Source organism: Nostoc sp. GT001, assembly GCF_030382115.1.
Lineage (GTDB): Bacteria > Cyanobacteriota > Cyanobacteriia > Cyanobacteriales > Nostocaceae > Nostoc.
On record NZ_JAUDRJ010000003.1, the window covers coordinates 881,995 to 896,667 of the forward strand.

A 14,673-nucleotide genomic window follows, 5' to 3' on the forward strand; every position below is an offset into this window, starting at 1 on the left:
GGGAGGCTGGGTGGGTGAGGTCTGTCCAATTCACGTTTAGTTATAATTCTCAAATATAGCAGTTGCCAAAGCCGTTAGGACAGTTTGCGGGAAACGCGTCTTCAACAGCGTACTTTGTGATTTTATTGCTGTCCTAAGCTCCCTGTCCGTTGCTATATATGCAGAAAGCCTAAAAACCCTGCCGCTCTGCGGTCTTAAAGACAAAATATAAAAAATTAGAGACGCAGTTATTGCGTCTCTAGAAACCACCTATTAAGCCTTCTTACCTGTAATTGCACCCAGCAAAATAGTTGTTAATTAAATTACTCCTGAGCCTCTACCACGGCTGTCACCCTTATCTGTCAACTTGCCTTCCTCATCCTGATTAATTTCTCCAAGTTCTTCGATACGTTCTGCCGTATCTTCTGCCACTTGCTGGCGTGCATCACCCGGTTCTTCGTAGTACATTTCTGGTTCAACTGCATAGTTGTTTAACAAACCTTCTTTGTCCACGGTATAGCCGTCAGTGGTACGTATACTGTCTGGATCGGTTTGATCGTCAGTAGATGCATCTGCTTCCCCTTCTTCTGTGGGAAGTGTTTTGTACTTATTTCCTTCTCTTTCCATTCTAGCGGCGGTTTCAGCAGGGATAATGCCGCGATCATATGTATCGACTTCCGCGCGATCGGATGAATCTGTACTTCTCTTAACTGCTTCATTAGCCATAATTTATGTCCTCGTTAAAGAATCTATTGAATAACTTCTAAAACTAGATTAGGTTGTTTCTCATCTGCGAACTACTATCTTGAGAAGTGACTTAAATTTAAAAATAATGTTATATTCTCTATCTTTTGATGTATCCAAAAGACTAAAATGGAATCCGGTTAAATACTGTTGATTTACATTTCTTGGTAGAACAAGGGTTTTAGTTGAGTCAACCTAACATTAAAAGGGCAATTAGAAACTGCAACTATAAGAGGCTTTACCCAAGCCCGCAGAGGCGGATGAGAGTTGGCGTAGCTGCGAATTCTATTTGCCCGTGTAAATCTTACTTTAATGGTTAGTAAATTTACTCGCCCACGAATTGGTTTTTCAGTAATTGAATTTCATCGGCTAATTCCTGGCGAGTTGAAGCCTTCAGTAGATAGCGGAAAACAAACCAACTGGTGTAACTAATTCCAACTAACTCAAAAAGTGGTGATAGTAGTGGAACATCATTTATTGCAGCTAGTGCCGCTAGTACTAGCCTAGCTGTAACAATCGCCGCAAAAATTAAAGCAACGGTTATTAGAGGTTGTTTGTAGTCCTGAAAAAACCTACTTAAGTATTGGGGCAGTTGCTCTAAAAATTGAGAAATTTGTCTGCTAATTTGCTGCCATTGAGATTCAGGCTCATGTGCTGGCGGTAACTTTGGCAAGTTTGCAGTATCAGTACCTTCAAGTGCTAGCGTACCTTGTGATAAGGAAGCATTGATGGATTCACGTTGCTGTTGTTCGGTTTCCATAGTTTTTCTGTTTGGTAACTACAAGACTTTGTATAACTGAACTGAGCATCAATAAATATAGTTATTAAGGTTGTCAGTTGTCAATTATGAGTGGTCAGTTAAACTTATTACTGACCACTTAGACCGAGCAGGAGCATTTAAATCTCTTTACGCCTACCTGCTCACTTAATGTTGTTAACTGCTTTAGTTAGTTACTGTGGAGACAGTTGCTTTCACAACTACACTGTTGACACCTTTAATTTCCTTAGCTAATCTTTCAATTTTAGCTAACTCCTGCTGATTAGTGACAGTTCCGGCGACAGTCACAACACCACCGTCTGCGGCATTAACTGTTAGCTGACCTTTGGGGATATTAGCCTCTAATTTTGAGCGAACTTGACTTGCTAAGTCACTTGGATCTCTTTTTGTATCGCCACCAGTGACATTATTACGCTGTTCGCGGGCGCGAATATCCTCATTGAGTTGTCTTCTACGAACTTCACTTTGTGCATCTTTTTGAGAAGCTTCTGTTGTTTTTGCACTCGGTGCTTGGGGAGCCTCGTTAGGATTATTGGGTGCAGATTCACTTGTTTTAGAAGCGTTATCACAAGCAGCAACACCAAAAACTAAAAGGCAACTAATTACGAAGGGGGTTAATTTTTGCATAGGTTTAATTCTGAATTAGAAACTGAAATTTGTTGATATTTACGGCAAAAGTGAGGAGCAAGTTTTTTTAGTCAGGAGAAAAGGTTTCAAATTTTTACTCCTGCAATTTTGTAGGATTAGCGTCAATGACAATTACTTTGGATTAAAGTACTTCATCACGACGATCAACAATAACTACAGCAGGATCGTTTCTATGAGCCTCTGTTGAGTAATTAGGGCGAATGGGATCGACTACTGCTGCGTCATTATGCGTTACTCGGTCGGAACCTGGGCGATATTCAATAATCTCAGTAGCATCATAGATTGCAAATTCTTCAATACCTCGATGTTTGAGAATCGCTTCAGCTTGGTGGATTTCAGCTTCCGTACCATCGAGAATTACTAAGTAGTCGCCTCTTTGGAAGCGATCGCTATATACTCGCGCTCTGTCTTCAGGAATTCCCAAGCCAACAAGTGCGCCTACAATACTCCCTGCTGCTGCACCGATCGCGCCACCAGCTAATGTTGTCGCCAAAGTGGTTGCAACTGCACCACCTGCAATTACGGGCCCGATTCCAGGAATTGCTAAAGTTCCAAGTCCAACCAATAAGCTCAGTCAAGCCGCCCAGAACACCGCCTGTAGCTGCTCCAGCTTTAGCACCATCGTCTGCTTTATTACCAGTACCAACATTTCTATCTACATCTACACCACCAATCCCATGACCGTCTGTATCTTTGGCAATGATGGAGACTTGATTCAACGAAAAACCTGCATCTCGCAATTCTGCAATTGCGACTTCAGCATCTCGACGATGAGAAAATACCCCGATCGCGCGTTTCGCAACACCACTATAACCCGCAGTAGAGGTTGGAGTCACATAACCAGTGGTTGCATTTGTCGCATCTGGGTGGTCGTAAATGCCAAACTCTTCCACACCCTGATGATTTAAAATTGCTTCTGCTCTAAGTATTTCTGCCTCTGTACCATCGAGAATGACTAAATAGTGTCCTCGTTTAACACGTTCGTCGTAAACTTTAGCCCGTTCTTCAGGAATTCCTAAACCAATTAATGCACCAAGCAAACTACCAGCCACTGCACCAATACCAGCGCCAGCAAGAGTTGTAGCTAGGGTAGTTGCTGCGGCTCCAGCCAACATAATTGGCCCGACTCCAGGAATTGCTAAAGTGCCAAGACCGACTAATAAGCCAGCCAATCCGCCCAAAGCACCACCTGTAGCTGCTCCGACTTTAGCACCTTCGTCAGATTGATCGCCAACGCGATCGCTCACATCTGCACCAGCAATATCATCTCTGTCCCCATCTTGGGTAATGACAGAAACTCTGTTCATGTCAAAGCCAACTTTTTTTAATTCATGTAGAGCATGTTCAACATCTCGGCGATGAGAAAATACACCTACAGCACGTTTATGTACACCTACCACCATTATTCTTTCTCCTCAGCAAAAATCAATTATTTACTAATTCATATGCTCGTAATAACCCTTATTAATACATTTTTCTATTTCGTTTTCATCAATCGCTTGGAAGAATTTTTATCTCTATCATTAGATATAGGTGTCTTTATCTAAAGTTAGTAACTAAATCTTAAGTAGAAAATATATTTTATTTTCTAAAGTTTTTATAACAATTATCTCTGACATCAATTTTATTGAGAAAGTTGATACCAAAAAATGTTACTTTCTAACATTTGCTACTAACTATAATTAACCCGCTCATAACCTAGTATATCGTTAGATATAGTTTTATGAGATTTACTTTTGCCTCATAAATTTTCTTCGAGAAAAAATGTTAACTAAATCATATGTTTTCTTTTAGAGACCAGATAAATATTTATTTTTTTAAATACGACTTTTGGACAACCAACCTATTACTTAAGAAAGTGCCAGCTTACATAAATAATAATTAAGCTGATAAATAAGCCATTTTATGAATGGCTATTTAATTGAGTAGAAGTGGGAAAGTCCTATGTTTCAAGGTGTTTTAACTCTTTTTGGATGGAATTGGCTATCTTTTGGATTAGCGCCCCTAACTTTAGCTCAGGAAGTACTAACTCCAGAAGAAGCGTCAGTTGTTTTTTCTGGGCCTAAATTGTTGGTGGCACTGCTAGCTGGGGTTTTGATGGCATTTGCCTTTCAATTGTTGTTGACAAACTTTTCAGTCGCTGTCGGAATTTCATCTTGGGAAATTGGCTCCGATTCTGATGATGAGTCTGAAGGTTTGGGTAAGACAATTCGTAAAGGTCAAGCGAAAGTTGGTGCTTGGGCATTAATAACCGTTAGCATCGCATTATTTATTGCTTGTTTTTTAGCAGTAAAACTTAGCCTAATCGAAAGCGCATTTTTAGGAGCAATTATTGGTGTAGTCATTTGGTCTACCTATTTTTCACTAGTAATTTGGTTGGGTTCATCAGCAGTAGGTTCTTTAATTGGTTCTATATCTAATACTGTTACTTCTGGTTTTCAAACTCTGATGGGCACGGCAACTGCTGGCATCGGTGCGAATACTGCAAAAAAACAGTTAATTTCTACTGCTGAAGATATTACAGCCGCAGTCCGGCGGGAATTAACTTCAGGTTTTGATTCTGAAGGTATTAAAAATACTCTCCAAAGTTCTTTAGGTTCTCTGCAATTGCCAAAGCTGGATATCAAAGAAATTCGGAGTCAATTTGACCAACTTCTGAAGGATACAGATTTGCAATCTGTTGCTAATAGCGATCTATTGCAAAACGTTAATCGCCAAACATTTGTTGATTTAATCAGCAGCCGTGGCGATTTATCTAAAGAAGATATCAATAACATTGCTGACCAATTTGAAGGTGCATGGCAACAAGCTTTAAATCGCAAAAATCCCACAGAACAAGTAATTAATTTACTCAAGTCCGCTACTCCTGAAGAACTTAATTCTGAGCAATTAGGTGAACGGCTTCAAGAACTGGTTACAATCGGCAGCGGTAATGGCAATGGTGTAATCAAGCAAGCTATTAGGTATGGCTTAAGTGCAGCTGCGCCAGCAGTTATGGAACGGGTAAACCTTTCTAATATCGATGTGAACAAAATTACAACTCAGTTGCAAAAACTGAAAGAAAAAGTTCAAGATGTCGATGTTGAGCAAGTCACAGAACAATTTCAAAAGTTTAGAGAACAGGCAACTGAGCAAGTATCTGCAAAATTACCCATATCACTGGAAAATGCAATTAAGGCAGATATAGAAGACTACATATTGCATTCCTTCCCTTGGCACTTTAACCGAATTACTCTAGTAGATGAATTTAAAGAAGTCATCTATGACGTAAATGCAGATCCGACAACTGTGAGACGAGAGTTGGAAGAAATCAACCAAGAATATTTCAGCAACTTGTTGAAGCAGCGCGGTGATATTAGCGAAGCTAGGGTGAAAGAAATTTCCGAACAAATGGAAAGCGATCGCCTGGAAGTTTTAGAAACTGTCAAACAGGCTCAAACTCGCGAAAAAGGTCAAGATTTCCGCAACCGCATTGAAGATTATCTGCGTTCTACGGGTAAAGAGGAACTCAATCCCGAAGGTATTGAACGAGACTTTGGCAAGTTACTAGACGATCCACAAGCTGGGTTTGAAGATTTAAGTAGCCGCTTTGGGCAATTTGACCGCGATACTTTTGTACAATTGCTCCAACAGCGTCAAGATATCAGCGAAGAGGAAGCTAATAATATTGTTAGTCAACTCGAACGCAACCGCGATAATTTCTTGAATCGTGCTAGGGAATTGCAAGAGCAAGCAAAAGCGAAAGCCGATGAACTGCGCCAAAGAGTTGAAGAATATCTGCGGAATACTAACAAAGACGAACTCAATCCCGAAGCGATCAAACGTGAGTTTAGAGTTTTACTAGACGATCCGCAAGCCGGAATTAACCTTTTACGATCGCGCCTATCCCAATTTGACCGCGATACCTTGGTACAATTGCTCAGTCAGCGTCAAGATTTGAGTGAGGAACAGGTAAACCAAACTCTCGATCAGCTAGAAGCAGTCCGAGATAGTATTTTGCAAGTACCGCAACAAGCGAAAGAACAGTACGAAAAGACTACAAAAGCGTTAGCGGAGCTTCCCGAAGGGTTCGCTGAATATCTCCGCAATACCAACTTGGAAGAACTTAATCCAGAAGGTATCAAAGCCGATTTGGAGAAATTACTCGACGATCCTCAAGCTGGAGCCTCAGCACTGCGCGATCGCTTATCTAATGTTGATCGAGAAACCTTGGTTAAACTCGTGAGTCAACGCGGCGACTTGAGCCAAGAGCAGGTTAATCAGATTATCGATCGCGCTCAAGATGCCATTGGTGATATCCTGAGAACGCCACGACGTTTAGCAAAGCGCACCACTCAACAAGCTTTAGATTTTGAAGCCAATCTCGAAGAATATCTGCGTAATACCAACAAAGAAGAACTCAACCCCGAAGGAATCAAACGCGATTTACAATTGCTGCTGTCTTCTCCCCGCGCTGGAATTGGGAGTTTAAGCGATCGCGCCGCGAAATTTGACCGTTCCACAATTGTGGCACTATTATCCCAACGTGAGGATATCTCAGAAGAGGAAGCTAACCGAATTGTCGATCAAATTGATTCTGTTCGCAGCTCAATTGTCGAACAATTCCAGCAGATTCAGCAGAGAGTGCAATCAGTGCTAGATGGAGTTTTTGCCAAAGTCCGCAACTATCTCAACTCCCTGAATCGTTCCGAACTCAACTATGAAGGCATTAAGCAAGACTTTGCGAAAGTGTTTGACGATCCCCAAGCCGGATTTGAAGCCTTGCGCGATCGCCTCAGTGAATTCGATCGTGACACCTTAGTTGCTGTATTGAGTTCTCGTGAAGATATTTCCGAGGCCGATGCTAATCGCATAATTAACCAAATAGAATCGGCGCGGGATGGCGTATTACAACGAGCCGAACGCATCCAGAAAGAAACTCAAAAACGCCTGAAAGCGATTCAAGAGCAAGCTAAAAAGCAAGCCGAAGAAACCAAGAAAACCGTTGCAAACGCTGCGTGGTGGATATTTGGCACAGCGATTACTTCTCTTTGCGCCAGTGCGATCGCAGGTGCGATCGCTGTGACGGGGATAACTCTACCTGGGTAAAATAGACCTCTTGCAAAAGTAATTTTTGCAAGAAGCGGGAAAAGGGGAAAGGTTAAAGGGAAAAGGTTTTTATTGTTCCTTTCCCCTTTCCCCCTTACCCTTTTACCGACTTATACAAGAAGTCTAATATCTCCGTCATCAGAAATTTTGAGAAATACAAAGTGGCATTCAGTCTTTATAAATGAATGCCACTTTTTTGATTTATCAAAAAAGTATCGTGATATCAAGTCCTGTTAATTACTTATGATTACCGCATCTGTGCACAAATCGGAAAAGCCTTTTTCCCCTTGAATGATATATCAAAAAACTCTATCTGAAAAAAATATTTCATATTTCGTTATAGCAAGAGTAACAAAAAAGAGTTAATTATTATTTCTGAAAGATAGAAAAAATTAAGCTTGAGGTAGTATCATACTCTTGTTATTCTGAATCCAGTAAAAATGTCCTAAAACCTATGCAATTCCGTAGGAGATAATCTGCTTATTTGCTAGCAGATTGCTGCTAGAAACGGTGAATTCATCAGGTACAAGGACATCAAATGACTCTTGGCACAATCTATTTTGGTGCCAATATCATCAATAGATCGTTTCTCAAATCTTTAGACTTAACAGCAAAGACCTGTTCTAATCAGGTCTAATTTGTTATATCTTCTCACTCGTTATTTCTCCACTGGGGAAGTGACGAAGTAATTTTTTACCCTCTAAATTCAGGATAAATTCACTATGCCAACCATTAACGGTACTAATCAGCCTGACAATCTTGGTAATTCTTTTTCTGTTTTGCCTGATATCATCAACGGGTTTGACGGTAACGATACAATTAGGGGCGGATCTGGCAACGATACGATTAATGGTGGTTCTGGCGACGATAGAATTAACGCCGGAAACGGTAATGATAGCCTTCTGGGCGGATTTGGCAGCGATACAATTGACGGGGGAAGAGGCAACGATATAATTGACGGCGGATCTGGCAACAATACGATTGACGGCGGATTTGACGGTGACGATAAAATTCAAGGTGGTAATGGCAACGATCGCATTCAAGCCGGATCTGGCAACGATACAATTAACGGCGTATCTGGCAATGATCGGATTGACGGCGGAGCTGGCGACGATAAGATTGACGCTGGTTCTGGCAACGATACGATTAACGCTGGTTCTGGCAACGATACGATTAACGCCGGAGTGGGGAACAATATAATTAACGGTGTATCTGGCAACGATCGCATTAACACCTAGCTTTGGTGACGATACAATTGTCGGCGGATTTGGCAACGATACGATTAACGCTGGTGATGGCAATAATACGATTGATGGTGGATATGACAACGATATAATTAACACCGGATCTGGCAACGATCGGATTCAAGGCGGATCTGGCAACGACACGATTAACGGCGGATCTGGCAACAATAGGATTGACGGCGGATCTGGCGACGATAAGATTGACGCTGGTTCAGGCAATGATACGATTAACGCCGGTTCAGGCAACGATACGATTAACGCCGGAGCGGGGAACAATATAATTAACGGTGTATCGGGCAACGATCGCATTAACACCGGATTTGGCGACGATACAATTGTCGGCGGATTTGGCAACGATACGATTAACGCCGGTGATGGTAACAATACGATTGACGGCGGGTCTGACGACGATATCATTAATACTGGATCTGGCAACGATAAGATTGACGGCGGATCTGGCAACGATAAGATTAACGGCGGATCTGGCGACGATAAGATTAACGGCGAATCTGGCGACGATAGCCTTGTTGGCGGATTAGGCAACGATAGCCTACTTGGCGGATCTGGCAATGATACGATTAGCGGTGATTTTGGTAACGGTGGTATCCTCACGGGTGTTGGTGGAACTGATGTTCTCACTGGAGGATTGGGTAACGATGTTTTCGATTTTAACTTCGTTGCAGAGAGTCAACCTGGTTTGTTACAGGATGCGATCGCTGATTTTGTGGGAAACGGTATCCTTGCAGGGGATCAAATAGATCTATCTACCATCGACGCTAACTCCACTAAAGAAGGCAACCAAGCCTTCACTTTCATCGGGAGTCGTGCATTCTCTGCAATCGGTCAAATCCGTTATTCAGGAGGTATTCTCCAAGGTAGTACTGATGGGGATCTGTCGGCTGAGTTTGAAATTCGGCTTACAAGAGCGCCACAACTAGTAGAAAGTGACATTATCCTTTAATTTAATATTATCTGCCTTGAAAATAAGGCAGAATGCAGAATTTTGATAANNNAATAGTCGGAAATAGAGANNNGTTTAGCTTGCCTCTCTGATAGTTTATAGTTATTAAATTGCGCCGCGTNNNCATCAGAAAATCAGGTAATACAATCGCAATCTTGCANATGATGCCAATTAATTCAAAAGATGTCAGAGAACTTGAGAAGGCACATTGTGTAACGCAAGGGATGTCGCGATGTCTACGGTGNNNCTGAGCGCAGCCGTACCCCTCCGGGGAAGCAAGNNNCGTGCAGCTCTCGTAGAGAAGTGCGGGNNNCACNNNCGCACTGGTTAACAAGGCTTTTAAGTTATTGGCAATTAATTCGTTATACATAACTAGATAAATCACCAAATAAATCTCAAAAAGCAAAACCAACCCTATCTAAACAAAGGTTTCATATTTTGCTTTAGTGAGAGAAATAAAATAGATTTAATTACTCTTTCTTATAGATAGAAAAAGTTAGGCTTGAAAGTAATACTATAGTTTGTATTATTGTGAATACAATCAAAACGTTCTAAAAGTTATGCACTTCTGGAGGAGGAAGTTTGCTTGGTTCATAGCAGCCTACTACTTTAACCAGTAAAGATATAGCAACGGACAGGGAGCTTAGGACAGCAATAAAATCACAAAGTACGCTGTTGAAGACGCGTTTCCCGCAAACTGTCCTAACGGCTTTGGCGACTGCTATATAAAAAAATCACATAACTTTTGGCATAATTTTGATTCCAACATCATTAATATGTCCAGTGTTTTTCAAATTTAACAGCAAAGACCTGTTCCAATCAGGTGTAGTTCAGTTATCTTTTCCCACTCGTTATTTCTTTATCTTGTTTTATCAGTGTTGCTAAATGACAGAGTGAAATTTAAAAATTAAATCTTTGAAACTGTTTCCTTTACACCTTTGGGAGAAACCAAATTCATCGTCTTAATCAGCAACACTGTTCGTTTTCTGATGAAAAAGTGACGAGGTTAATTTTTACCTTCTCAGTTCAGGAGAAACTTACTAATGGCAATTATCAACAATTTGCTTGACGGTAGCATCAACAATTCCCCATTTATCTTTGGCTTTGCTGGCAGTTATGTCATTAACGACGATGCTCGGCGGCAATATCCTAAATGGGGGTGCTAACAGCGATGTCCTTAACGGCAATGCTAGGCAATGATACTCTAAATGGGGGTGCTGGCAGCGATGTCCTAAATGGGGGTGCTGGCAGCGATGTCCTAAATGGGGGTGCTGGCAGCGATGTCCTAAATGGGGGTGCTGGCAGCGATGTTCTATATGGGGGTGCTGGCAGCGATGTTCTATATGGGGGTGCTGGCAGTGATGTTCTATATGGGGATGCTGGCAACGATACCATAAGTGGAGGTGCTGGAACTGATTCTCTTACTGGCGGTGCTGGCAACGATATTTTCGATTTCAATTCAGTTTCAGATAGTCCTCCTGGTTTGTCACGCGATGTGATCACTGACTTCGTTGGAAACGGTATCTTTGCAGGCGATCAAATCGATCTATCTACCATTGATGCTAACTCCAGTGTAGCGGGCAACCAAGCCTTCACTTTCATCGGGGCTGGCGTATTCTCAGCAGCCCGTCAGGTTCGTTATTCAGGAGGTATTCTTCAAGCTAACACTGATGGGGATCTGTCGGCTGAGTTTGAAATTAGGTTTAAAGGGGCACCACCAATAGTGGCAAACGACATCATCCTTTAATCTAATAGACCTGCCTTGAAAATTAGGAGGAACTTTGCTTGTTTCATAGCAGCCTACTACTGCAACCAGTAAAGATATAACCCGGATTTCTCACCACACCTCTTAAAGCCTGCGCAAGTGCCGGGGAGAAGTAATGAGTAAGAAGTAAGAAGTTTTTACTCATTACTCATTACTCATTACTCATTACTTCTCCTTTCCTCCATCAAACGCCTTGAGCTTGTGAGAAATGCGGGATAAGGACATGACATTACTCTTGGCTTAATTTTGATGCCAAATCATCAATACATCTAGTGCTTGTCAAATCTTCAAACTTAACAGCAAAGACCTGCTCCAATCAGGTGTGGTTCAGTTATCTCTTCCCACTCGTTATTTCTTTGCCTTGTTTTCTCGGCGTTGCTGAATGAAAGTGTGAAATTTAAAAATTCAATATTTGAAACTGTTTCCTTTACACCTTTGGGGGAAACCAAATTCATACTCTTAATCAGCAACACGGTTTTCTGATGGGAAAGTGACGAGGTTATTTTNNNNCCCACTAAGTTTAGGAGAACCTTACTAATGGCAATTATCAACGGTACCAATTTTAATGACAACAATACCATCAACGGTTCCCCATTTATCTTTCGCCCTGCCCTAAATGGGGGTGCTGGCAGCGATATCCTTAACGGCAATGGCGGCGACGATATCTTAAATGGCGGTGCTGGCAGCGATATCCTTAACGGGAATGCCGGCGACGATAGCCTAAATGGCGATGCTGGCAGCGATATCCTCAACGGCAATCTCGGCAGCGATACCCTTAACGGTAATGCTGGCAGTGATATCCTAAATGGTAATCTCGGCAGCGATATCCTCACTGGCGGGGCTGGCAACGATACCCTAAATGGCGGTGCTGGCAGCGATATCCTCACTGGCGGTGCTGGGACTGATTCTCTTACTGGCGGTGCTGGCAACGATATTTTCGATTTCAATTCAGTTTCAGATAGTCCTACTGGTTTGTCACGAGATGTTATCGCTGACTTCGTTGGAAACGGTATCTTTGCAGGCGATCAAATCGATCTATCTACCATTGATGCTAACTCCAGTGTAGCGGGCAACCAAGCCTTCACTTTCATCGGGGCTGGCGTATTCTCAGCAGCCCGTCAGATTCGTTATTCAGGAGGTATTCTTCAAGCTAACACTGATGGGGATCTGTCGGCTGAGTTTGAGATTGGACTGACAGGAGCACCATCACTAGTGGCAAGCGACATTATCCTCTAATCTAATAGACCTCTTGCAAAAGCGCTGAACACCCTACTTCTAAAAGCAAGCGCTTAGGAGTGGGGTTGTTATTTATGATTTATGCAAGAAGTCTAATATTGAAGAATAATTTAGGTGCAAAGCAAAACATACTCCAATTGTGAGAAAATCCAGTAGGCTTTAACTTGTCAAGAATGATATTGCTATAGTCAAGCACAGTTAAATACTAACAAAGTTGCTCACATCAACTGCACCTAACAAAAGCACATCTCAAAAGTAGAAAATTACCAATGCTTGCTAAGGTTCGAGCGTGCTGCGTATGCATGAGAAAATCTGTTAATACAATCGCANAAAGTTGTGATGATGCCACAATATCCAAATTGTAACGCTAGGGGTGCGCGATGTCTACGGTGACTGAGCGCAGCCGTTCGCGCAGCGTCTCGTAGAGAAGTGCGGGCTACGCCTACGCACTGGTCAACNAAGGGAATGACACTAAGTTCAAATACAGCCTTGATCCTGTAAGGCTCTGCCTCCATTGGCTTGAGCATAGGCAGCAGTACTCTCGAAATACATTTTGAGTCTTAAGACTGGAAACGAATTCAAGTTACACAAATCTTTAGGCTTTTCTTCGTCTCATGCATCTAACAAAGCTTTTAACTTATTGGCAATTATTTGTTATATATAACTACAGAAACCACTAAACAAATACCAATATGCAAAACCAACTCTATCTGTACAAAGGTTTTCGATTTTATTCTGACCAGAGAATAAAAGAAAGTTAATTATTCTTTTTTCTATTTATCCAAAAGTCTGCTGGAGAGTAATACTATAGTATTGTTATTATGAATACAGTGCCAATGTCCTAAAATCTATATAATTACGTAGAAAAAATCTACTTATACCTTAGTATTTTCCAACTAAAACAACTGAAAACATAAGGTACAAGGATATCAAATGATTTTTGGTACGATTTTGATGTAAACCTCATTAAATACATCTAGTACTTCTTAAATATTCTCAAATATTCTCAAATATTCAAACTTAATAGTAAAGACCTGTACCAATCAGGTTTGTTCAAGAATATATTGCCATTCTTGATGTTTTGACCTGGTTTTGTCGGCATTACTGAATGAAACTATAAAATTCCCAAATTCCATGTTTGAAATTGTTTACTTTATGCATTTGAAGGAAATCAAATTCATACTCTTAATCAGCAATGCCGTTTTATAATGGGGAAGTAAAGACGTAATTTTTTTCTGATCTAAGTTTAGGAGAAACTCATCAATGGCAACTTCAATATCAATCTCTTACGGTAGCGGCAGTGTTAGTGCCAGCTCTAGTAGTCATAGCAGTAGCAGTAGTAGCAATAATGGTCAGAGCGAGAGCGATATCGCTAATGTTAGTGGTGGCAACAGTACCCTTGTAGGTGGTGGTGGCAACAGTATCCTTAACGCTGGTAGTGGCAATGATAGCCTCTTTGGTAATGCTGGCAACGATATTCTTAACGGTGCTGGTGGCAACGATAAGCTCGATGGCGGTACTGGCAACGATATCCTCGCTGGCGGTACTGGCAAAGATACTCTCATCGGCGGTGATGGGAATGATGTCCTGGCTGGCGGTAGTGGGAATGATATCCTCACTGGAGGATCGGGTAATGATGTTTTCAAGTACAACTCAATTTCTGATAGTCCACTTTCGTCACGTGACTTAATCACTGACTTTCGTGGAAACGGTAATTTGCCAGGCGATCGAATTGATCTATTTGATATCGATGCCAACTCGACTATTGGGGGCAATCAAGCTTTCACTTTCATTGGGAGTGCCCAATTCTCCGCACCCGGACAAATCCGTTATTCAGGAGGTATTCTCGAAGGTAGCACTGATGGGGATCGGTCGGCTGAGTTTCAAATTCGGCTTATAGGAGCACCACAAGTAGTGTCAAGTGACTTCATTCTTTAAATTTAATATTCCTGCCTTGAAAATAAGGCAGAATGCAGAAAGCACTAGAGAATGAAAACATCTCTTTCCCAGTCCTCAGTCCCTAGTCACTATTTTCAAGGCAGATATAATTTTGAAGAATAACTCTAGTGCAAAGTTAGAGTCTCTTCATCTTTGCACCGGAATCAATATCAATATACTAAGCTATAAACATAGAAAGTCAGAGCCTCAGCTTGGGGCAATGACTTTTTTTCATATTTAAATTCGTCTTGCTATCCCTAAGTACTGCAAAGCGGAAGTAAAAAGAATAATT

Annotated in this window: 10 protein-coding genes and 1 pseudogene; 7 read left to right on the forward strand and 4 right to left on the reverse strand. The window is 41.5% G+C overall.

Features of this window, described 5'->3' with window-relative positions; all coding sequences use genetic code 11:
* Positions 1–297: 297 nt before the first annotated feature.
* The 4 genes and pseudogenes from QUD05_RS06745 to QUD05_RS06760 form a co-directional block, all read right to left on the reverse strand.
* Positions 298–705: a hypothetical protein gene (locus QUD05_RS06745; RefSeq protein WP_289795395.1), complete on the reverse strand. Its 408-nt coding sequence runs from the start codon at positions 703–705 to the stop codon at positions 298–300.
* A 343-nt stretch (positions 706–1,048) separates the two neighbouring features.
* Entirely contained in the window at positions 1,049–1,483 is a 435-nt protein-coding gene (locus tag QUD05_RS06750) for a CAAD domain-containing protein (RefSeq protein WP_289795396.1), read from the reverse strand.
* Between the two features lie 183 nt (positions 1,484–1,666).
* Complete coding sequence (locus tag QUD05_RS06755) at positions 1,667–2,128, reverse strand: BON domain-containing protein (RefSeq protein ID WP_289795397.1); 462 nt, start codon at positions 2,126–2,128, stop codon at positions 1,667–1,669.
* Between the two features lie 142 nt (positions 2,129–2,270).
* Positions 2,271–3,552: pseudogene (locus QUD05_RS06760) on the reverse strand (histidine kinase).
* 541 nt (positions 3,553–4,093) lie between these two features.
* On the opposite strand from QUD05_RS06760, the gene QUD05_RS06765 reads away from it, so the two are divergent.
* The 7 genes from QUD05_RS06765 to QUD05_RS06795 all read left to right on the forward strand — a co-directional run bounded on the left by QUD05_RS06765 (position 4,094) and on the right by QUD05_RS06795 (position 14,381).
* A complete protein-coding gene (locus tag QUD05_RS06765; protein ID WP_289795398.1) occupies positions 4,094–7,237 on the forward strand; it encodes a coiled-coil domain-containing protein in 3,144 nt (1,047 codons plus the stop codon).
* A gap of 722 nt (positions 7,238–7,959) precedes the next feature.
* Positions 7,960–8,475 carry a calcium-binding protein gene (locus tag QUD05_RS06770; RefSeq protein WP_289795399.1) on the forward strand — a complete coding sequence of 172 codons (516 nt, stop codon included), beginning with the start codon at positions 7,960–7,962 and terminating at the stop codon, positions 8,473–8,475.
* Positions 8,444–9,442, forward strand: a complete 999-nt coding sequence (locus QUD05_RS06775) for a calcium-binding protein (RefSeq protein WP_289795400.1) — start codon at positions 8,444–8,446, stop codon at positions 9,440–9,442. Before QUD05_RS06770 ends, QUD05_RS06775 begins: the two co-directional genes overlap by 32 nt.
* A 1,043-nt stretch (positions 9,443–10,485) precedes the next feature.
* Positions 10,486–10,608, forward strand: coding sequence for a hypothetical protein (locus QUD05_RS06780; protein ID WP_289795401.1), 123 nt, complete (start codon positions 10,486–10,488; stop codon positions 10,606–10,608).
* Complete coding sequence (locus QUD05_RS06785) at positions 10,596–11,189, forward strand: calcium-binding protein (RefSeq protein ID WP_289795402.1); 594 nt, start codon at positions 10,596–10,598, stop codon at positions 11,187–11,189. The genes QUD05_RS06780 and QUD05_RS06785 overlap by 13 nt, the downstream gene beginning before the upstream one ends.
* Positions 11,190–11,744: 555 nt before the next feature.
* Positions 11,745–12,443: a calcium-binding protein gene (locus QUD05_RS06790; RefSeq protein WP_289795403.1), complete on the forward strand. Its 699-nt coding sequence runs from the start codon at positions 11,745–11,747 to the stop codon at positions 12,441–12,443.
* Between the two features lie 1,263 nt (positions 12,444–13,706).
* A complete protein-coding gene (locus QUD05_RS06795; protein WP_289795404.1) occupies positions 13,707–14,381 on the forward strand; it encodes a calcium-binding protein in 675 nt (224 codons plus the stop codon).
* The last annotated feature ends 292 nt before the right edge of the window (positions 14,382–14,673 follow it).